Annotated in this window: 19 protein-coding genes and 1 pseudogene; 6 read left to right on the top strand and 14 right to left on the bottom strand. The window is 65.8% G+C overall.

Annotated features, from left to right (window positions below; translation table 11 throughout):
• Positions 1-101 precede the first annotated feature (101 nt).
• On the bottom strand, positions 102-725 hold the full coding sequence (locus tag ACVMDN_RS40735; protein WP_076832564.1) for a GNAT family N-acetyltransferase: 624 nt from the start codon (positions 723-725) through the stop codon (positions 102-104).
• Positions 726-795: 70 nt separating this feature from the next.
• The gene (locus tag ACVMDN_RS40730; protein ID WP_076832566.1) at positions 796-999 is read right to left on the bottom strand and encodes a DUF1127 domain-containing protein; all 204 of its coding nucleotides are present in this window, start codon (positions 997-999) and stop codon (positions 796-798) included.
• Positions 1000-1117: 118 nt separating this feature from the next.
• Between ACVMDN_RS40730 and ACVMDN_RS40725 the strand changes: the two genes are divergently transcribed.
• The 4 genes from ACVMDN_RS40725 (at position 1118) to tcuB (ending at position 6255) form a co-directional block, all read left to right on the top strand.
• The gene (locus ACVMDN_RS40725; RefSeq protein WP_076832569.1) at positions 1118-2017 is read left to right on the top strand and encodes a transcriptional regulator GcvA; all 900 of its coding nucleotides are present in this window, start codon (positions 1118-1120) and stop codon (positions 2015-2017) included.
• A 278-nt stretch (positions 2018-2295) separates the two neighbouring features.
• The gene (gene tcuC / locus ACVMDN_RS40720; protein WP_076832572.1) at positions 2296-3606 is read left to right on the top strand and encodes an MFS transporter; all 1311 of its coding nucleotides are present in this window, start codon (positions 2296-2298) and stop codon (positions 3604-3606) included.
• 128 nt (positions 3607-3734) lie between these two features.
• Entirely contained in the window at positions 3735-5135 is a 1401-nt protein-coding gene (tcuA, locus tag ACVMDN_RS40715) for an FAD-dependent tricarballylate dehydrogenase TcuA (RefSeq protein ID WP_200844559.1), read from the top strand.
• 16 nt (positions 5136-5151) lie between these two features.
• Complete coding sequence (gene tcuB, locus ACVMDN_RS40710; protein WP_076832575.1) at positions 5152-6255, top strand: tricarballylate utilization 4Fe-4S protein TcuB; 1104 nt, start codon at positions 5152-5154, stop codon at positions 6253-6255.
• Positions 6256-6294: 39 nt separating this feature from the next.
• Here the strand turns inward: tcuB and ACVMDN_RS40705 are convergent.
• The 4 genes and pseudogenes from ACVMDN_RS40705 to ACVMDN_RS40690 form a co-directional block, all read right to left on the bottom strand.
• A pseudogene (locus ACVMDN_RS40705) lies at positions 6295-6800 on the bottom strand (class I SAM-dependent methyltransferase).
• A 120-nt stretch (positions 6801-6920) separates the two neighbouring features.
• On the bottom strand, positions 6921-7334 hold the full coding sequence (locus ACVMDN_RS40700) for a Rieske (2Fe-2S) protein (RefSeq protein WP_076832577.1): 414 nt from the start codon (positions 7332-7334) through the stop codon (positions 6921-6923).
• Between the two features lie 53 nt (positions 7335-7387).
• Entirely contained in the window at positions 7388-8497 is a 1110-nt protein-coding gene (locus ACVMDN_RS40695) for an amidohydrolase family protein (protein WP_076832580.1), read from the bottom strand.
• Positions 8494-9570: an amidohydrolase family protein gene (locus tag ACVMDN_RS40690; RefSeq protein WP_076832583.1), complete on the bottom strand. Its 1077-nt coding sequence runs from the start codon at positions 9568-9570 to the stop codon at positions 8494-8496. The genes ACVMDN_RS40695 and ACVMDN_RS40690 overlap by 4 nt, the downstream gene beginning before the upstream one ends.
• Positions 9571-9743: 173 nt before the next feature.
• On the opposite strand from ACVMDN_RS40690, the gene ACVMDN_RS40685 reads away from it, so the two are divergent.
• Positions 9744-10226, top strand: coding sequence for a CinA family protein (locus ACVMDN_RS40685; RefSeq protein WP_076832586.1), 483 nt, complete (start codon positions 9744-9746; stop codon positions 10224-10226).
• 314 nt (positions 10227-10540) lie between these two features.
• Here ACVMDN_RS40685 and ACVMDN_RS40680 read toward each other — a convergent pair whose 3' ends face one another.
• The 3 genes from ACVMDN_RS40680 to ACVMDN_RS40670 form a co-directional block, all read right to left on the bottom strand.
• Positions 10541-11851 carry an HlyD family type I secretion periplasmic adaptor subunit gene (locus ACVMDN_RS40680; protein ID WP_076832588.1) on the bottom strand — a complete coding sequence of 437 codons (1311 nt, stop codon included), beginning with the start codon at positions 11849-11851 and terminating at the stop codon, positions 10541-10543.
• The gene (locus ACVMDN_RS40675; protein ID WP_076832591.1) at positions 11848-13599 is read right to left on the bottom strand and encodes a type I secretion system permease/ATPase; all 1752 of its coding nucleotides are present in this window, start codon (positions 13597-13599) and stop codon (positions 11848-11850) included. The genes ACVMDN_RS40680 and ACVMDN_RS40675 overlap by 4 nt, the downstream gene beginning before the upstream one ends.
• 150 nt (positions 13600-13749) lie before the next feature.
• The gene (locus tag ACVMDN_RS40670) at positions 13750-14544 is read right to left on the bottom strand and encodes an acyl-CoA thioesterase domain-containing protein (RefSeq protein WP_076832593.1); all 795 of its coding nucleotides are present in this window, start codon (positions 14542-14544) and stop codon (positions 13750-13752) included.
• Between the two features lie 110 nt (positions 14545-14654).
• On the opposite strand from ACVMDN_RS40670, the gene ACVMDN_RS40665 reads away from it, so the two are divergent.
• Positions 14655-15563 (top strand): LysR substrate-binding domain-containing protein, encoded by a 909-nt coding sequence (locus ACVMDN_RS40665; protein ID WP_076832596.1) that lies wholly within the window; start codon positions 14655-14657, stop codon positions 15561-15563.
• Here ACVMDN_RS40665 and ACVMDN_RS40660 read toward each other — a convergent pair.
• The 5 genes from ACVMDN_RS40660 to ACVMDN_RS40640 are packed head-to-tail and all read right to left on the bottom strand — an operon-like array spanning position 15560 to position 20113.
• Positions 15560-16537: an ABC transporter ATP-binding protein gene (locus tag ACVMDN_RS40660; RefSeq protein ID WP_076832598.1), complete on the bottom strand. Its 978-nt coding sequence runs from the start codon at positions 16535-16537 to the stop codon at positions 15560-15562. The two genes, ACVMDN_RS40665 and ACVMDN_RS40660, sit on opposite strands and share 4 nt — an antisense overlap.
• Positions 16534-17946, bottom strand: coding sequence for an Asp-tRNA(Asn)/Glu-tRNA(Gln) amidotransferase GatCAB subunit A (locus ACVMDN_RS40655; protein WP_076832601.1), 1413 nt, complete (start codon positions 17944-17946; stop codon positions 16534-16536). Before ACVMDN_RS40655 ends, ACVMDN_RS40660 begins: the two co-directional genes overlap by 4 nt.
• Positions 17943-18152, bottom strand: coding sequence for a hypothetical protein (locus ACVMDN_RS40650; RefSeq protein ID WP_076832604.1), 210 nt, complete (start codon positions 18150-18152; stop codon positions 17943-17945). The genes ACVMDN_RS40655 and ACVMDN_RS40650 overlap by 4 nt, the downstream gene beginning before the upstream one ends.
• A complete protein-coding gene (locus ACVMDN_RS40645; RefSeq protein ID WP_076832607.1) occupies positions 18149-19222 on the bottom strand; it encodes an ABC transporter ATP-binding protein in 1074 nt (357 codons plus the stop codon). The genes ACVMDN_RS40650 and ACVMDN_RS40645 overlap by 4 nt, the downstream gene beginning before the upstream one ends.
• A gap of 3 nt (positions 19223-19225) precedes the next feature.
• Positions 19226-20113, bottom strand: coding sequence for an ABC transporter permease (locus ACVMDN_RS40640; RefSeq protein WP_141340536.1), 888 nt, complete (start codon positions 20111-20113; stop codon positions 19226-19228).
• Between the last annotated feature and the right edge of the window lie 2 nt (positions 20114-20115).

Below are 20115 nucleotides of genomic sequence, written 5' to 3'. Positions count from 1 at the left end.
GATGCGCGGGTCAAGCCCGCGCATGACGAGTAGCAGTCGCGGCACCGGTTGGGAAAAGAAAAGGGCCCGGTTCTGGAGGGGCCAGAACCGGGCCTAGTCAGTCAAACCGCAAGCGAGGACATCGCGGCCAAGCGGGAAGTGGCGGCAAGCCGCCAGCTGGCACAGGGAATGTCTTGCGGTTCGACGTGGATCTCTTTCACGAAGCGCACCAGCTTCCAGTCGCCGGGGCTCTGGGTGAAGGCGTAGCCCGACTTGCGGGCGAGGCCGATCATCGTCGCATTGGAACGCAGCGTGTCGCCGAAGATGCGTTCGGCTCCGAAGGACGCCGCACGGCATTCGAGATTCCTGAGCAGCGCCTTGCCAATGCCGTGGCCCTGCCACCGGTCATCGATCGACAGGCCGAACTCGACGCTCGACGTATCGGCATGGAAGGCGTAGCGGGCTTCGCCGACGATGGTCTCAAAGCCATCGACCAGCATCGTCGCGACCACCGTGAACCGGTCAGCCTCGCCGACATGGATGAAACGTTCGAGCTCCGTCTTCGGCAGCTCGCTCAACGCGCCCAGGAAGCGGTTGTAACGGGACCCCGCGGAGAGCGAGCGGATGTAGCTCTGCAGCTCTTCGCGGTCGCGCGGCTCGACGAAGCGCACCTTGACCTCGCTGCCGTTCTTGGCGCGCAGCACGTCAGAGTATTGCTTGAGATCGTCGAGATGCAGCGCAACCATGACACGCTCCTCGGGTGAAGAAATTAGCCGGCGTCCCTCGATCGAGGCGACGCCAGCGGTGGCGTCCTTCTCAGGCCCGCCAGAACGGCTTCTCGGTCTCGAACACGATGTCGCTGCGGGACATGCCGATGTCGTGCAGGTCGCGCTCGGTCCACTGCGACAGCTCGCGGCGGCGCTCGTAGCGCTCCCACCAGACATGCAGCGTCTCGCCGACCTGGTTCAGCAATCCGGGGGTATGATGATTTGTCATCGGTTCATGGGTGAAAATGGACATCTGCGGCTCCTGTCGGTAACCTGTTGGCGGTAATATCGGGGCTATTCGGCCCGCTCACAAACGACACTTTGTACCGTTTCGCATGAATCAAAGTCATGTATTTGGAGACGCCCCAGAGATGACCAGCCGCCTGCCTTCGCTGAATGGCCTGAGGGCGTTCGAGGCCGCCGCGCGGCATATGAGCTTCACGCTGGCGGCGTCCGAACTGAACGTGACGCAGACCGCGATCAGCCATCAGATCCGGCGGCTTGAGGAGGAGCTCGGCGCCCGCCTGTTCGTCCGCCAAAACCGCTCGCTGAGCCTGACGCCGGAGGCTGCCGAATACCTTCCCGGCGTCCGGGCCGCCTTCAACGACCTCAGGCTCGCCACCGATCGCCTGTTGCGCCGGGACGACGATCACGTGCTGACGGTCTCGACGCTGGCATCGCTTGCCGCCAAATGGCTACTGCCGCGGCTGTCGGCCTTCCAAGAGGCGCATTCCGGCATCGACGTTCGCATCACCACCTCGACCAGCCTGGTCGACTTCCAGCGCGACAAGGTCGACGCGGCGATCCGCTATGGCCGCGGCCAATGGGCGGGCCTGCGTGCCGATTGGTTGATGGCGGATGAGCTGTTTCCGGTGTGCAGCCCGTCGCTGCTGCAGGGAACCAGGCCGCTGAAATGCCCTGAAGACCTCAGGGATCACACGCTCCTGCACACCAGCAACGCCAACAGCGACGACTGGCGGCTGTGGCTGACCGCGGCGGGGCTGCCGACCGATATTTCCAAGCAGCCCGGCGTCACCTTCGACCTGCTGTTCGTGACGATCCAGGCCGCGATCGACGGCATCGGCATCGCGATGGGCCGCACCTCCTATGTGCAGGACGACATCGCCAAGGGTCGCCTCGTGGTTCCCTTCAAGATCGCGCTACCGGCCGACGCCGGCTTCTACCTGGTTTCGCCGCAGGGACGCGCCGATACGCCAAAGCTCTCCGCGTTCCGGAGCTGGCTCGGCACAACGGCGCACGCGGCGCCTTGATGCGCCGCACGCGCCGGCCGGAGCTTCGGTTCTGATTGGACCTGGGCCGAAGCGCCAGATCGTTGTTTTGACGAGGTTTCTTCGCGCGAACCAATATCCCCTTCGCTCGAAAGGCTCCCTGCGATTTCCACCTACGGCTTTTTTCCCATAGCCCCCCGCGTGATTCCGGGTTGGTCGCGCCGGACAGCCGTGCCAAATTGCCGCACATGGCAGTTAACTGCTTTGGCCGGCGAGACAATTTGCGCCGGCCGTTTTTGTCACGGGGAGGAAAGGGCGTTATGTCGCAGTCGAGTTCATCGCAAGTCCCGCAGATCAAATCGCGTCTTGGCGCCATCCTTCGCGCGACCAGCGGCAATTTCCTCGAGCAGTTCGACTTCTTCCTGTTCGGCTTCTACGCCCAGGCGATTGCGAAGGCCTTCTTCCCCTCCGAGAACGAGACCGCGGCGCTGCTCAACGCGTTCGGCGTTTTCTGGCTCGGCGCCCTGATGCGCCCGGTCGGCGCCGTCGTGCTCGGCGCGTATATCGACCGCATCGGCCGCCGCAAGGGCCTGATCGTGACGCTGTCGATCATGGCTATCGGCACCGTGGTGATCGCGCTCTGCCCGAGCTATTCGACCATCGGCATTGCGGCGCCGATCATCGTGCTGATCGCGCGCCTGCTGCAGGGCTTCTCCGCCGGCGTCGAGCTCGGCGGCGTCTCGGTCTATCTCGCGGAGATCGCCACGCCCGGCAATCGCGGCTTCTACACCTCGTTCCAGTCGGCGAGCCAGCAGGTCGCGATCTTCGTCGCCTCGATCCTCGGCTTCGTCCTCAGCGAGAGCATGCCGGCCGCGACCGTGGCCTCCTGGGGCTGGCGCATCCCGTTCTTCGTCGGCTGCCTGATCATCCCGGTGATCTTCTTCCTGCGCCGGACGCTGGAGGAGACCCCGGCGTTCCTCGCGATGAAGAAGCATCCGACCGCAAGCGAGGTGTTCGCCTCGGCGATCGCGAACTGGCGCATCGTCGTGCTCGGCATGATGATCGCGGTGCTGACCACCACCACCTTTTACTTCGTCACCGTCTATACGCCGACCTTCGGCAAGACCGTGCTGAAGCTCTCGACCCAGGATGCGCTGCTGGTGACGCTGCTGGTTGCGGTGACCAATTTCATCTGGAATCCGGTCGGCGGCGCGGTGTCCGACCGGATCGGCCGCAAGCCGGTGCTGCTGGCGATCGCCGGCCTGTCCCTCATCACGGCCTATCCGGCGTTGCACTGGCTGGTGACCAATCCCTCGTTCGGCAAGATGCTGGCGGTCGAGATGATGTTCTCGTTCTATTTCGGCGTCTACAGCGGCACCATGCTGGGCTGCTTGGTCGAGATCGTGCCGGCGCATGTCCGCACCACCTGCTTCTCGCTGGCCTTTGCATTGGCGGCCGGGCTGTTCGGCACCTTCACGCCGTTCGCCTCGACCTGGCTGATCCAGCAAACTGGCGACAAGGCTTCGCCCGGCTACTGGCTGATGTGCGCCGCAGCTCTCGGCATCGTCGCCGCGCTGATCGTCTATCGTGGCGGCCAGACCATCGAGCAGCGCGAGACGGTTGCGGCCTGATATTCCACTTCGCGGCCGGGTGGGCTCGCTGGGCATGACTTCTCCGGAAAATCGCGACACGCTTTTCCGGATCATGCTCATGCGCCCGGCCGTGTTGCTTTCCATGCCAACAACGATAACAAGAGCGCATGGTTGATCTGACGCGCAGGTTCGACGTGCTGGTGATCGGCGGCGGCAACGCCGCGCTGTGCGCTGCGATCAGCGCACGGCGCGCCGGCGCTTCCGTCCTGGTGCTGGAAGGCGCCCCGAAATTCTATCGCGGCGGCAACACCCGCCACACCCGCAACATGCGCTGCGCCCATGACGCGGCGACCGAGATCCTCACCGGTCCCTACACCGAGGAGGAGTTCTGGAAGGATTTGCTGCTGGTGACCGGCGGCCAGACCGACGAGGAACTGGCCCGCTTCATGATCCACGAGTCCAAGGACATCCTGAACTGGATCGTCGAGCAGGGCGTGCGCTGGCAGCCGTCGCTCGGCGGCACGCTGAGCCTTGGCCGCACCAACTCGTTCTTCCTCGGCGGCGGCCGCGCGATGCTGAACGCGCTCTATCGCACCGCCGAGGAGCTCGGCGTCGACATCCTCTACGATGCCGAGGTCATCGATCTCACGGTCGAGGACGGCATGTTCCTTTCGGCGCAGCTGAAGCAGCCGGTCGGCGGCAAGACCGAGGTCCGCGCCTCGACCCTGGTTGCGGCCGCCGGCGGCTTCGAGGCCAACATCGAATGGCTGAAGGAATCCTGGGGCGATGCGGCCGACAATTTCCTGATCCGCGGCACGCCCTATAATCGCGGCGCGATCCTCAAGATGCTGCTCGCCAAGGGCGTGCAGGAGATCGGCGATCCGACGCAATGCCATGCCGTGGCGATCGACGCCCGCGCGCCGAAATTCGACGGCGGCATCATCACGCGTCACGATTCGGTCGTGTTCGGCATCGTCGTCAACAAGCATGCCGAGCGCTTCTACGACGAGGGCGAGGACATCTGGCCCAAGCGCTATGCGATCTGGGGCCGGCTGGTCGCCGCGCAGCCGGACCAGATCGCCTACATCATCTTCGACTCGACCGTGGTGACGAGCTTCATGCCGACGCTGTTTCCGCCGATCGCGGGTGCGACGATTGCCGAGCTCGCCGGCAAGCTCGAGCTCGACGCGGCCGCGCTGGAAAAGACCATCACCGAGTTCAACGCCGCGGTGCAGCCCGGCACCTTCGACCACACCATCCTCGACGACTGCGCTACCCAAGGCATCACGCCGCCGAAGACGCATTGGGCGCGCCGGATCGAGACGCCGCCCTATCTCGCCTATCCGGTGCGGCCCGGCATCACCTTCACCTATCTCGGCACCCGCGTGAACAGGGAGGCGCGGATACTGATGAAGGACGGCAAGCCGTCCGCCAACATGTTCGCCGCCGGCGAGATCATGGCCGGCAACGTGCTCGGCAAGGGCTATGCCGCCGGCATCGGCATGACCATCGGCAGCGTGTTCGGCCGCGTCGCCGGCCGGGAAGCAGCCAAGAATGCGCGGAACTGAAGGCGGGACTGACGCGATGCACGGGACGAGTATCTTGCAGGAAGCCGACCGTCTGATGACGGTGTGCAATTCCTGCCGCTATTGCGAGGGCCTGTGCGCGGTGTTTCCCGCGATGGAGATGCGCCGCGCCTTCTCCGACGGCGATCTCAACTACCTCGCCAACCTCTGCCATAGCTGCGGCGCCTGCTACACCGACTGCCAGTTCTCGCCGCCGCACGAATTCAACGTCAATGTACCGAAGACGCTCGCGGTCGCGCGCGCCGAATCCTATGCCGCCTATGCTTGGCCGCGCGCCTTTGCCGGCGCGTTCGCGCACAACGGCCTCGTCATCAGCCTGATCGCAGCGCTCAGCGTCGCCGCCTTTATCTTCGGCTTCGCCGCGGTCAGTGATCGCGGCGTGCTCACCGGCATCCACACCGGTCCCGGCGCGTTCTACAAACTGATGCCGCACAATGCGATGGCGCTGCTGTTCGGCTTAGCCCTGCTCTACGCGATCCTGGCGCTGGTAATGGGCGTGCGCGCCTTCTGGCGCGACATCGGCGAGCCGGTCGGCATGACGACGGATGCGAAGGCGCTGTTGCAGGCGGTCCGCGACGCCGGCGAGCTGCGCTACCTCGACGGCGGCGGTGTCGGCTGCTTCAACGAGGACGACCAGCCGACCGACCGCCGCAAGCTGTATCACCACTTCACCTTCTATGGCTTCGCGCTGTGCTTCGCCGCGACCTGCGTCGGCACGCTGTATCACTACCTCCTGGCGCGCGAGGCACCCTATGCGTGGTGGGACCTGCCCGTCGTGCTCGGCACGCTCGGCGGCATCGGGCTCGTGGTCGGCCCGCTCGGCCTGCTCGGCGAGAAATGGAAGCGCGACCGCGTGCTGGTCGACGAGCAGCGCATGGGCATGGACACCGCGTTCATCCTGATGCTGTTCCTGACCAGCATCACCGGCCTCGCCTTGCTGCTGTGGCGCGAGACCGCCGCGATGGGCCCGCTGCTGGCGCTGCATCTCGGCGTGGTGTTCGCGCTGTTCATCACCATGCCCTACGGCAAATTCGTGCACGGTATCTACCGCTTTGTCGCGCTGGTGCGCTATGCGCGCGAACGGCAGATGATGGCGGAATGAATGGTGGTGGGTTAGCGCAGCGTAGCCCGGCTTACGAACTCATCTTGCATCGGGCTTTGTCGCCAGCGCACAGAACCACTCATTTGTCTCGACCAGCTGAGCCTGCGTGAAGCCGGCCGCTGCCAGCTTTTCCGTCACCCCTTCCTTGGGCTGTCCGGAGTAGCGCGTAAAGCCGAGTGCGATCCTGCCGCTCGGCTTCATCACGCGACGGACCTCACGTAGCCCGGCGACGGCATCCGGCCAGACCTGCATCGAGTTGATCGCCAGCGCCGCATCGAAGCTGTCCGCATCGAATGGCATGCGCTCACGGAGCCAAGCCGAAGCTCGACACGACCATCCTCGATCGCGGCCGCGTTCCGGGCGCGAGCTTGCCCGACCATCTCCTGCGACGGATCAATGCCCGCGACGCGTCCGGCCGATACCAATGTCGACAGACGATGAATGACGGCGCCCGGACCAAACCCAACTTCGAGCACGCTGTCGTCAGGTCCGATCTCGAGGCGATCTGCGACCCACGCGCCGCAATCTGCATTGGTGCGCGACATGATCATGCCGCCGAGCCTCCCCAGGAGGCCCCGAGGACGGCCAAACGCACGCAAGAGGATGCTTTGCATGACGCTCACCGACTGCCATCTCCGGTGAACAGGATTTCGGGACGGTCGCGGCTACAAATCCACCACCACGTAGTCACTCTCCACCGCGACCTTGATGGTCTCGGCGACATACGGTCCCTTCACCACATTGGTGCCCGGCTCGACGCTGACCGGATAGGCGCGCACGCGGAAGCGGCGCGGGTCGCAATAGGACTGGCCGGTGCGGATGTCGAACTCCCAGCCGTGCCAGGGGCAGCGCAGGATCTCGCCGAGCTTGGTGTATTCGATTTCGCCGGGGTCCGACGACGACGCGAGCCCGATCAGCGGCCCCTCACACAGCGCCGCGCCCTGATGCGGGCAGCGGTTCAGCAGGCCGAAGAACTCGCCCTTGACGTTGAAGACCGCGATCGGCCGTCCGTCGATCTCGAGAAATTTTCGCGAACCCGGCGGCAGCTCGTCCACCGGGGCTATCACATGCCGCGTCATCAATCGTTCTCACGCATGATCTGATTCGAAAAACCGGTTCCCACTTTTTCGGATCATGCGATACCGTACAACTGCTTGGCGTTGTCGAGATAGAACGCCTGGCGATTGGCATCGCTGACGCCGGCCGGCAGCACGCGCGACGGCTCGTCGTAATCCCAATGCGGGTAATCGGTCGCGAACAGCAGCCTGTCCCAGCCGATCCACTCGATGGTCTGGAACAGATGGTCGCGGCTCTCCGGATCCTCCATCGGCTGCGTCGTCCACCAGATGTGGTCGCGGATATATTCCGACGGCTTGCGCTTCAGATGCGGCACCTCGGCATGCAGCCGCGAAAACACCTTGTCGAGCCGCCAGGCCAGCGACGGCGCCCAACCGAAGCCGGCCTCGACCATCACCATCTTCAGTTTCGGGAAGCGCTCGAACACGCCCTCGAGCACGAGGCTCGCCAGCGCGGTCTGCTGGCACTGCGAATGCCCGACCATCTCCTCGATATAGTAGCTCGGCCAGCCCGACGCGGTGATCGGGTTGCCGCCGAAGCCGAATGCGTGCACCCCGATCGGAAGGCCGGCTTCCTGTGCCGCCTCATAGATCGGCCAGTAGCGGCGCTGGCCGAGCGGCTCGACATTGCGGCTCAGCAGCAGCACCTGGACGAAATTTGTGTCGCCTGCGCGCTTGCGGATTTCGGCGGCGGCCGACATGCCATCCTCATTGGCGACGACGACCGAGCCTTTCAGCCGGGTATCCTTGCTGGTCCATTTCTCGATTTGCCAGTCGTTGATTGCCGAACAGATCGCGCCGGCGAGATCCTGATTGCGGGTACCTTGCCCGGTGTTGAGCGGGTTGAGCACGCCGAGCGCGACATTGTTGGGATCGAGATGCTGCCTCTGCATGAAGGACAGCGACGAGCCCTGCGGGCCGCCTTCCGGCGGATAGGCATCGCGGCGCGACGCATTCGGCTGCGCCTTCGGATAGGGCGGGCCTCCCATCATGCCCTGATAGGCATGGACGCCGAAGGTCTCGAGATGCGCATGCCAGCGCTTTTCGAGATAAGGATACAATTCATCCTTGGTGGCGCGGGCCGGATGGATGTCGCAGTCGGCGATCGCGGTCTTGATGCTGGTCGGCGATGCGGTTTTGGGACGCTCGCGGAGCTGGATGTTCATGGCGTCTTCTCCTTCACCTTGAGCCGGCCATAGGTCGCATGCGGATTATCGATCATGATCTTGCGTACCAGATCCTGCGACAACCCGTGCGGCAGCACCTCGTCACCGTCGAACTGCCAATGCGGATAATCTGACGAGAATAGGATCAATTCGTCCGACTGCATATGGTCGAACAGGCGGTTCAGCGTGTCTCCGTCCGGCGGCGCATCGACCGGCTGCAGCGAGAAGCGGATGTTGCTGCGCACAATCTCCAGCGGCGCGCGGTCGACCCACGGGGTCTCCATGCGCACGCCGCGCCAGAACTTGTGCAGCCGCCACAGGAATGGCGGCAGCCAGGTGAAGCCGGACTCCAGCATCACCATTTTCAGGTTCGGATGGCGCGCGAACACGCCCTCGACGATCAGGCTGGTGAGCTGGGTCTGGAACGCCTGCGCCTGCGCAACATAATCCTCGATGTGATAGGAGCCCCAGCCGACCGAGGTCGGCGGATTGTGATAGGCGCTGCCGGCATGGATGCCGACCGGCAGGCCGAGCCGTTCCGCCGCGGCGTAGATCGGCCAGTAGTGCCGCTTGCCAAGCGGCATGTCGCCCATCACCAGCATCAACACCTGCACGAAGCGCTTGTCCTGCGCACAGCGCTCGATCTCGGCGACCGCCTTCTCGATGCTCTGCACCGGGATCACGATCGAGCCGCGCAGGCGATCGTCCTTGTCGAGCCATTCCTTGACCAGCCAGTCGTTCAGCGCGCGGCAGAACGCATCGGCCATGTCCTCGGAGAACACCATCTGCACGCCGTAGAGCGGATTGCAGATGCCGTAGGCCGTGCCGAACTGGTCGAGCGCCTGCCGCTGCATGTCCGCAAGGCTCGAGCCCGGCTTGCCTTGCGCTGGACGCCAGTCCGGCCGCGACGAGATCGGCGAATTGGTCGGATAGGATTGCGAGATCAGGTCGGTCATGCCGCGCGTCGTCACCTGGTCGCGCCAGTAGTCGTTCATGTACGGCAGCAGGCTGGTGAGGTGAGGCACGGCGGGATGCAGATCGCAATCCACGCCGCCCGCGATCGGCGACGTCATGATGTTTCCTCCGCGCACGCTCTCACGACAAGCTTGTCGGGCGGCGCCTGGTTCTTGTCTTGCATTCAATCAGGCCATGCCGCGGCCTGCAACTCGGCAAAGGGCTGCGTGGTGTGCTAGGAGGGCAGGACGCCCCACGGGATTTTCATGGCAAGCAACGAGAAAGAAGGCCGATGAACGCGCTCACATCCATCGCCGAACAGGTCGCCGCAAAACTGATCGCGAACAAGCAGACGATTGCGGTCGCGGAATCCTCAACCGGCGGACTGATCTCCGCATCGCTGCTCGCGGTTCCCGGCGCGTCGGCCTATTTCCTCGGCGGCGGCGTGATCTACACCCGCGACGCGCGGCGCGCGCTGATGGACATTCCCGACGACGCCATGCGCGGCATCCGCTCGGCGTCGGAACCTTACGCGCAATTGCTGGCGCGGCAGATCCGCGAGCGCCTCGCGACCGACTGGGGATTGTCGGAGACCGGTGCCGCCGGCCCGACCGGCAACCGCTACGGCGATGCCGCCGGCCACAGCTGCATGGCTGTCGCAGGCCCCCACCAGCAGGTGATCACGCTGGAGACCGCGAGCGGCGACCGGCAGGCGAACATGCAGGCATTTGCGAAGGCGGCGCTGGAGCTGTTGTTGAAGAATCTGGAACGGTAATTTTTCCCTGTCGTCCCGGGCAAGCTACTTGTCTCACCGAGGCTCGAAGAGCGGAGGCGGAAGCGCGACCCGGGACCCATAATCACCGATGGCAATTGACGATGGTCCGCTGGAGCCACAGCCTGCTTCAACAACTCGATCCTGTGGTTATGGGTCCCTGGTTTCGCAGGGACGACTTGGGGAAAGAGCCTGCAATCTAACGAGGACTGCGTAGACCGGATGAAGCGAAGCGCAATCCGGGACGACTTCATCCGCTGAGCGACTGTTCCCGGATTTCGCTGCGCTTCATCCGGGCTACAAGAGCAGCGCGCGGCTCACTTCTCGCGGAACGAGCGCATGAACTGGTCGCTCATCGGCTTCATCAGATAGGACAGCATGGTGCGGTCGCCGGTCTGGACGAAGGCTTCCACCGGCATGCCCGGGATGATCTTCACCTCGCTGCCGAGGCGCGCCACTTCTTCCGGCGGCATCGAGACGCGGATGGTGTAATAGCTCTGCCCGGTGCGCTGGTCGGTGGTGACGTCGGCGGAGACGCGGGTGACGACGCCGTTCAGCTCCGGCGTGGTGCGCTGGTTGAAGGCGGAGAGCCGCAGCACTGTCTTCTGTCCGACCTGCAGCTTGTCGATGTCCTGCGGATTGACCTTGGCCTCGACCGACAGATCGTCGGCCTTCGGCACGATCATCATGATGGCATCGCCCGCGGTAATGACGCCGCCGACGGTGTGCACGGTCGATTGCAGCACGACGCCGTCCTGCGGCGCGCGGATGTCGATGCGGCGGAGCTGGTCCTCTGCGGTGACCTTGCGCTCGACGAACTCGCCGATCTTGTCGTTGGTCTCGCGCAGGTCCTTCGAGACCTCCGCCAGCATGTCCTTGTCGACCTGGATGATCTGCAGCTCGGTCTCGGTGATCTTGCCCTTGGCCTGCGCGCGCGAGGCGATGTACTGCGCGCGCTCGCCGGAGAGCCGCGCCGCGTCGCGCTCGAGCGTGGTCAGGCGCGTCAGCTGCACCAGATGCTGCTCATAGAGCTGGCGGACGCCGACCAGCTCCTGCTGCACCAGCGCGATCTCCTTGTCCTTGGCGCTCTCCTGCGCCTGCAGGCCGGAGATCTCCTCGTTGAGCTGGGTGACGCGCTCGCGCAGCTGCGCCTTCTGGCCGGTGCGGCCGTTGACGCGAACCTCGAACAGCTTGGTTTCGCTCGCCATGATGTCGCGAACGTCCGGATCCTTGGCCTGCTCGAGCAGCTGCGGCGGGAAGGTGATCTTGTCGCGGCCCTGCTGCTCGGCCTCGAGCCGGGCCGCGCGCGCATAAAGACCGTTCAGCGTCTTGACCACGATCGCAAGGCTGGCCTTCACGACGGTCTCGTCGAGGCGCACGACGATGTCGCCCGCCTTGACCACGTCGCCGTCGCGCACCCGCACCTCGCCGACCACGCCGCCGGTCGGATGCTGCACCTTCTTGACGTTGGATTCGACCACCACCGAGCCCGGCGCGATCAGCGCACCCGAGATCGGCACCGTTGCGGCCCAGCCGCCGACGCCCCCGCCGAGAACCAGAACCACGGCGAGGCCGACGATCAGATGCTTGCGGATCGAGCGATGTGCGTTGCGCGGTTGATCGGTCATGACTTTGCGGCTCCCGCATCCGCGACGATCTTGATCGGCGTCGGCACCGGCGGCGCGGCACGCTGCAGCACCTGCGCGAGCACAGCCTCCTTCGGCCCGAAGGTCTGCATGCGGCCGTCCTTCAGCACCAGCAGATGGTCGACGCCCTCGATGCCGATCGGCCGGTGCGCAACCACGATGACGACCGCGCCGCGCTCGCGGGCGCCGCGCACCGCGCGGGTCAGCGCCTCGTCGCCTTCGCTGTCGAGATTGGAGTTCGGCTCATCCAGCACGATCAGGAACGGGTTGCCGTACAGCGCCCGCGCCAGCGCCACGCGCTGCGCCTGGCCCGCGGAGAGCGCGGTGCCCTGCTCGCCGACCTGGGTGTCGTAGCCCTCGCGCATCTTGATGATCATCTCATGCACGCCGGCCTCCTTGGCCGCCGCGATGATGCCGTCGGACTTGGCGTCGGGATCGAACCGGCAGATGTTCTGGGCGACCGTACCGGCAAACAGTTCGACGTCCTGCGGCAAATAGCCGACGTGGCGCCCCAGTTGGTCGGACGACCATTGGTCGAGCGCGGCGCCGTCGAGCCGTACCTTGCCCCGCGCCGGCATCCAGACGCCGACCAGCGCCCGGATCAGCGACGACTTGCCGGAGCCGCTCGGGCCGATCACGCCGACGCCGCTGCCGGCTTCGACGGCGAAGGTGATGTCCTGCACGATGGCGCGCTGGTCGCCCGGCGCGACCATGGTCACGGCCTCGACCGAAAGCTTCTTCTCCGGCGCCTGCAACAGCGTCTGCTCGGGCCGCGCCGGAATTTGCTGCAGCAGGCGGTTGAGCCGCTGCCAGCTCTGCCGCGCGGCGACGAAGCCCTTCCAATGCGCGATCGCGAGATCGACCGGCGCCAGTGCCCGCGCGCTCAGGATCGAGCCGGCGATGATGATGCCGCCGGTGGCCTCCTGATGGATCACGAGATAGGCGCCGACCGCGAGCACGGCGGACTGCAGCATCATGCGCAGCACCTTGGCGACCGCGCCGAGCCCGCCGGTGACGTCGCTCGCACGCTGGTTGCCGGACAGATATTCCTCGTTGGCCTCGTTCCAGCGCCTGTTCATGCGGCCGGCCATGCCCATCGCCACCAGCACCTCGGCGTTGCGGCGGCTGGAGGCGGCAAGATCGTTGCGCCGCGCCGCGAGCGTCATCGCTTCCTTGGCCGGCGTGCGCGACAAGTATTCGGTGATCAGCGTCAGCGTCACCAGGATGATCGCGCCGACCAGCGCCGTGACGCCAAGCAGCCAATGGAAGGCAAAGCAGATCACCATGTAGAACGGCAGCCATGGCAGATCGAAGAACGCGCCGGGACCCATGCTGCCGAGGAAAGAGCGCACATTGTCGAGGTCGCGCAGCGGCTGCAGGCCTTCGCTGCGATTGCCGGCCATCAGCGGCAGCCGCACGACAGTGTCGAACACCCGCGCATTGAGCGCTTCGTCGAGCGAGGTGCCGACGCGGCCGAGGATCCGTCCGCGCAGCAGGTCGAGCACGCCCTGAGCCATGTAGAGGACCGCGGCGATGACCACGAGGCCGACCAGGGTCGGAACGCTGCGGCTCGGCAGCACCCGGTCGTAGACTTGCAGCATGAACATCGAACCTGTCAGGTAGAGCAGGTTGATCATGCAACTGATGAGGCCGACGCCGATAAAGGCGCTGCGGCAAGCGCGCAGCGCCTCAGCCAGTTCGGAACGCCGGACAGCGGGCGCGGCTGCCATAAAAACTGATCTCTGCAAAACAAAAGAGTTACGTGATCGCCACGTTGTATAGACGTTTGCGACCACCGTCCATTTTAAGTCGCGTGAACCAAAGCATGGTTCGCGGCCTCATTTTGTGATCGCACCGACAGTTGACGGAATAAATTAGGGTTAACCGGCGGCGGAACCCTGGCCTCGCGCGGGCGCGCTTCCCGGAAGCGGCACGAGAATGACCGACATCGAGACCCGGCCGATCTCGCCATCCACATCGAGCAACACCCCGCTGCCGACGCCGAGCCCCGCCTCCGGGCGCCAGCGCGCATCGGCGCGAACGCCGATCCAGGCGCCCCGCGGCGACCGGAACAGCTGCACCGCAAGGTTCGGATTGGGGTCTGCCACCACGTTCTGGACCGGCCGCGCGATGCCGTGGGTCCAGTCAGCCGGGCCGAGCACCCGCGCCAACGGGCCGGCGTCCGCGATGACGGCGTGATGCAAGCGAAACCAGGCGGTATCGCCGCCGGCACGGGCTTCCATCGCATCCATGAACCAGCTGCGGCCATGGACCGCGTGTGGGCTGCGCAACGGAAACACCGTGGGATCCACCGGATCGGCTGCGCTCCCGTAAAATCCCGGGACCTCGACGGCACGCTCGCGCGACAGCGTCACGCGTACCGTCGCGCAGGGTTGCTCCTCGCCGGCCGGCCAGAGCGTGTTGTCGACGACACTGACCCGGCCGCCTTCGGTCACCACGGTGACGTGCGTGCGCAGTTCCGCCATTGGCGTCGGCCGCAGGAACCAGGCCGCCGCCGAGATCGCGGTGCCCCAATTGCGCGCGCCGGCCATGGCCTCGACCTCGCCGGTCAGCAGGCTTGCGACCGCGCCGCCCTGAAGGCCTGTGAACGGCCCGGCCGCCAGCGCCGCCGGCTTCCAGTGATGGGACGTGGCGAGCGGTTCGAAGATGGCCAAGGCGAATGATCCCCTGAGATGAGCAGGATTGAGCGTTTGGCCAATCTGATCCAAGAATAGCGGCCATGACAAAAGGCCATTCATCACTTCAGGTGAGCAAGATTCATCCATTGGATGCCCCCGATCCGCGGGTGATCCCGCCGCTGCCGGCGCTGCTCGCCTTCGAGCGCGCGGCCACTCAACTCAGCTTCCGGCGTGCCGCGCGAGACCTGTCGCTGAGCCCGTCGGCGATCAGCCACCAGATCCGCGGGCTGGAAGAGCAGTTCGGCACCAAACTGTTCGTCCGCGGCGCGCGCCAGGTGCGGTTGACCGACGACGGCGAGCGCTACCTTGCAAAAGTGTCGGCCGCGCTGGCGACGCTGCAGGAGGCGAGCCGTGACATGCTGCGGCGACGCGGCGAGGCCAGCGGCGAGCTCTGGATCAGCTCATTGCCGTTCTTCACCAGTGCCGTGCTGCTGCCGGCGCTGCCGGAGTTCAAGCGGCGCCATCCGCAACTGACGCTGCGGATCGAGGCCACCCACCAATATGCCGACTTCAACGGATCGCGCGTCGATGTCGCGATCCGCTACGGGCGGGAACATGCCACCGGGCTGAAGGTCGAGCCGCTGGTACAGGTCAAAGGATTGCCAGTCTGCACGCCGGCGCTGGTCAAGGCTGGTCTTCGGACCCCTGCGGACCTGTCGCGCGAGGTGCTGATCCATGTCACGACGCAGCCGCGGGCGTGGCCGGCCTGGCTGAGGGAGGCCGGGCTGCCGAATCTCGCTCCGCGCGGACATCTGTGGCTCGACAGCGTGCCGGCGATGCTGGAGGCCGCCGAACACGGGCTCGGCGTCGCGATTGCGATCGCGCCGCTGATCAAGGCGCGGCCGGGCTTCGGCAAGCGGCTGGTGGCGCCGTTTGCGTTCGAGGCGGCGCACAGTGAGACGATTTACCTGGTCTCCCGCACCGAGCAGGCGCGGGACCGCCGCATCGCGGCGGTGCGGCGCTGGATCACGGACGCCGTCGCGCGGGCGAGCTAGGCCGTGGCGGGCGCCGGCTCGGCCAGGATGCACCGTGCCAAACGGCCGGGAGCGACCTGCACGACCGGCGGCAAGCGCTCGCTGCAGCGCGGCTCGGCGAACTTGCAACGCGGTGCAAAGGAGCAACTGGCCGGCGCATGATCGAGCGAGGGCGGGGTGCCCGGAATGGTTTCCAGCCGCTGGCCGCGCATCGCGCCGTGAATGGTCGAGGCCAGCAGGCCCTTGGCATAGGGATGCACCGGTGAGCGCACGATATCGCGCAAGGCGCCCTGCTCCACGATCTGGCCGGCATACATCACCGCAACGCGGTCGCAGATCTCGATCGCGACACCGATGTCGTGAGTGACGAAGATCACCGACATGCCGAACTCGCGCTGCAATTCGCGCAGCAGCAGCAGGATCTGGATCTGCACGGTGGCATCGAGCGCCGTGGTCGGCTCGTCGGCGAGCAGGATCTTCGGCTTGCAAGCCAGCGCCAGCGCGATCATCGCACGCTGGCGCATCCCGCCCGACATTTCGTGCGGATAGGAGTCCAGCCGCCGCTTCGCGGAGGGGATCCGCACCACCTCGAGCATTTCGAGCGCGCGGGCCGTGGCCTCGCGCTCGCTCTTACCCTCGTGGCGCATCACCGTCTCCGCGATCTGGCGGCCGATGGTGTAGACCGGATCGAGCGCCAGCGCCGGCTCCTGGAAGATCATCGAGACGGTCTGGCCGCGAAATCCGGACAGCGCCTCATCGTCCATCGCCAGCACCTCTTGTCCCAGCACCTTGACGCTGCCGGAGATCTGCGTGCGTTTCTTCGGCAACAGCCGCATCAACGCGCGCAGCGTCACGCTCTTGCCCGAGCCGGACTCGCCGAGCAGCCCCAACACCTCGCCCTCGCCGAGCTGCAGGCTGAGATCGTTCACGGCATGGACCGTGCGATCGCCGGTGAAGCGGATATTGAGGTTGTTGATCTCGACGAGGTTGGTCATGCGAGCTTGGGCACCCTGGCGTGGAAATCAGTGGCGCGCTGGAACGCGGCGCCGATCCGGAGCAGAACCGCTTCCTCGAAGGAGCGACCAATCAGTTGCATGCCGACCGGCAGACCCGTCTTGGTGAAGCCGGAGGGAATCGAGAGCGACGGCAGGCCGAGATAGTTGACCGGGCGGGTGAACCGCGTCAGCCGCTGCAGCACCGCGTCGGCGCCCGGACCATTGCCGACATCGCTCTCCGCGATCGTCGGCGCCGGCACCGGCGACGACGGCGCGATCACCGCATCGACCCCGTTGACCGCCGCGTTGTGCGCGGCGAGCGCGGGTCCGCGCCAGCGCATCGCCTCGAGATAGGTGACCGCCGGAATGGTCAGGCCGTTCTGCAGCCGCATCAGGACCTGCGCACCGTAATCCTGCGGCCGCTCGATCATCCAGCGCTTGTGGAAGGCGGCAGCCTCGACCGCGAGCACCAGTTGCGATGCCGAAGAGAGCTGGCGCTGATCGGGCAGCTCGACCTTGACGATCTCGGCGCCCTCTTTCTTCAAGGTGGCGATAGTCTCGTCGAGGATACGCGCCACCTCAGGGTCGAGGTCGTCGACATAGAACGCCGTCGGGACGCCGATCTTCAGACCCTCCAGCGACTGCTTGGTCGCGGCCATATAGTCCGGCACCGGCTGTGTCGACGCTGTCAGGTCCTCCGGGTCCGCCCCGGCCATCAGGCCGAGCAGCAGCGCGCAGTCCTCCGCGGTCTGCGCCAGCGGACCGACGGTATCGAGCGACTGCGACAGCGGCATCGCACCGGCGCGGCTGACGCGGCCGACCGTCGTCTTCAGGCCGGTGACGCCACAGAAATGCGCCGGCATGCGCACCGAGCCGCCGGTGTCGGAGCCGAGCGCCGCGAAGGTGAGCCGCGCGGCGACCGCCGAGCCCGAGCCCGACGACGAGCCGCCGGTGATGTGCTCGGTGTTCCAGGGATTGCGCACCGCGCCGTAATGCACGTTGTGGCCGGTCGGCCCATAGGCGAACTCGACCATTTGCAACGAGCCGAGGCGGACCTGTCCGGCATCCTTCAGCCGCTGCAGGGCGGTCGCGGTCGTCTTCGGCGCGAAGTCGCGGCGAATCAGCGAGCCGCAGGTCACGACCTTGCCGGCATCATAATACATGTCCTTGTGCGCCAGCGGCACGCCGTGCAGCGCACCGCGACTATTGCCCCTGGCAAGCGCGGTATCGGCCTCGGTGGCGGCGGCCAGCGCCTGCTCGGATTCGACCGCCATATAGGCGTTGAGGCGCGGCTGCCATTCCGCAACGCGATGCAGCACGGCGCGCGTCACCTCATGCGAGGAAACTTTCTTGTCGGCAATCGCCTTGGCGACCGCGGTCAGCGTCATCAGGGCCGGATCAGAGCTCATTTAGACACCTTCTCGATCTTCTGCGCGATCTGCGCCAGCAGGAAGCTCGCGGGTTCGAGATCGAAGGGCAGCGTACCGGAGATCGGTGCAAAGCCGTCGAATGCCGGCCCGATCGAATTGGCGATCCGGGTGGCGACTTCGTCGTCGGCGGGCACGTCGGCGACGTGCGCGATCACCTTGACATCCTTGGGTGTGGGTCTAGTCATGCCGCGTTTTCTCCTTTTGCTTTTGCCGGCGCGCGGCTGTGCCCCGAGCCAGGAATGGCCATGTAGCACGCCGCTTGATGGCCCATTGTATCGAGATCGCTGAGTTTTGGCGTGTCGTTTGCGCAGAGCGGCTCCGCAAACGGACAACGGGTGTGAAACCGGCAGCCCGATGGCGGATCGATCGGATTGGGCGGATCGCCCGAGATCGGCGGCACCTCGGTGCGCTTGTCGGGATCGGATGACGGCATCGCCGCCAGCAGCGCGCGGGTATAGGGATGCGCCGGCGCATCCCAGACCGCATCGACCGGGCCGAGTTCGACGACCTCGCCGAGATACATCACCAGCACGCGGTCGGAGATGTAGCGGACGACGTTGAGGTCGTGGCTGATGAACAGGTAGGTCAGGCCGAATTCCCGCTTCAGGTCGGCGAGCAGATTGAGCACCTGCGCCTCGACCGATTTGTCGAGTGCGGACACCGCTTCATCGAGGATCACGAGCCGCGGCGACAGCGCGAGCGCACGCGCGATATTGACGCGCTGACGCTGGCCGCCGGACACCTCGTGCGGATAGCGGTTGGCGAAAATCTCCGGCCGCAAGCCGACCTTACCGAGCAATTCGCGCGCCAGCGTCCGCGCCGTGTCGTCGGCCATGCCGTGGACCTTTGGCCCGAAGGCGATCGATTCCTCGATGGTGAGGCGCGGATTGAGCGAGGCGTAGCTGTCCTGGAACACCATCTGCACGCCGCGCCGCAAATCGCGCAGCGAGAGCGACGGGCCGACCTGCCTTCCGTCATAGATGATATCGCCGGCATCGCGTGCCATCAGGTGCATCAACAGCCGCGCGGTGGTCGATTTGCCGCAGCCGGATTCGCCGACAATGCCGACGGTCTCGCCCTTCATGACCGCGAAGGTGACGTCGTCGACGGCGCGCACGGTCTTGCGCGGACTGAACAGGCCGCCGCGCACCGGGAAGTGCTTGGTCAGTCCCTTGACCTGCAGCAGCGGCTGCGCGGCGCCGCCGATGTCGGCGACCGGCTCCAGCATATCGACGGAGAGATTGGCGTCGCTCATGCTCTAATTCCTGATGTCCATGGCGCTGCGCATGCCGTCGCTCAGCAGATTGAAGCAGATCGAGACCGCGAAGATCATCGCGCCCGGCAGCGCCGCGACCCACGGATTGACGTAGATCGCGGTGCGCAGCGTATTCAGCATCAAGCCCCACTCCGGCTCCGGCGGCTTGGTGCCGAGCCCGAGGAACGACAGACCGGCGGCGAGGATCATCGACACCGAGATCAGGCCAGTGGCGTAGACGAAGATCGGGCCGAGCACATTGCCGAGCATGTGGACGCGCATGATGGTGAAGGGCCCGGCGCCGGACGCGCGCGCCGCCTCGACGAAATCCATGTTGCGCACGCCGGTGGTGACGCTTTCGGCGACGCGCGTGATCTGCGGCACGAACACGATGGTCAGCGACACGATCGAATTGGTGATGCCGGCGCCGAGCGCTCCCGAGATCGCGATCGCCAGCAGCACCGACGGGAAGGCGTAGAACACGTCGACCGTGCGCATGATCGCGGTGTTGAGCTTGCCGCCGACATAGCCGGCGACGAGGCCGAGCGAGGTGCCGATCACGAAGGCGAAGATCACCGGCAGAATGCCGATGACCAGCGACAGCCGTCCGCCATAGATCAGCCGCGCCAGCATGTCGCGGCCGAGCTCGTCGGTGCCGAGCGGATAGCCCGGCGCGCCGATATGGCGGAGACGGCGGATCATCGAGCCCTGATAGGGATCGGCAAGATGCAGCCATGGTGCCAGCAGCGCCGAGGCAAAGATCAGCACCAGGATGATGGCGCAAGCCATGCTGACCTTGTCGCGCCTGATGCGGCGGCCAACCGTCGCCCAATAGCCACGCGCCTTGGTCGCGGGGACGGCCTGCAATGCGGTATCCAACATCGCACTCATGG

The sequence above is a fragment of the Bradyrhizobium sp. USDA 4510 genome, from assembly GCF_054059095.1.
This window is presented reverse-complemented; position numbering and strand designations above follow the sequence as displayed.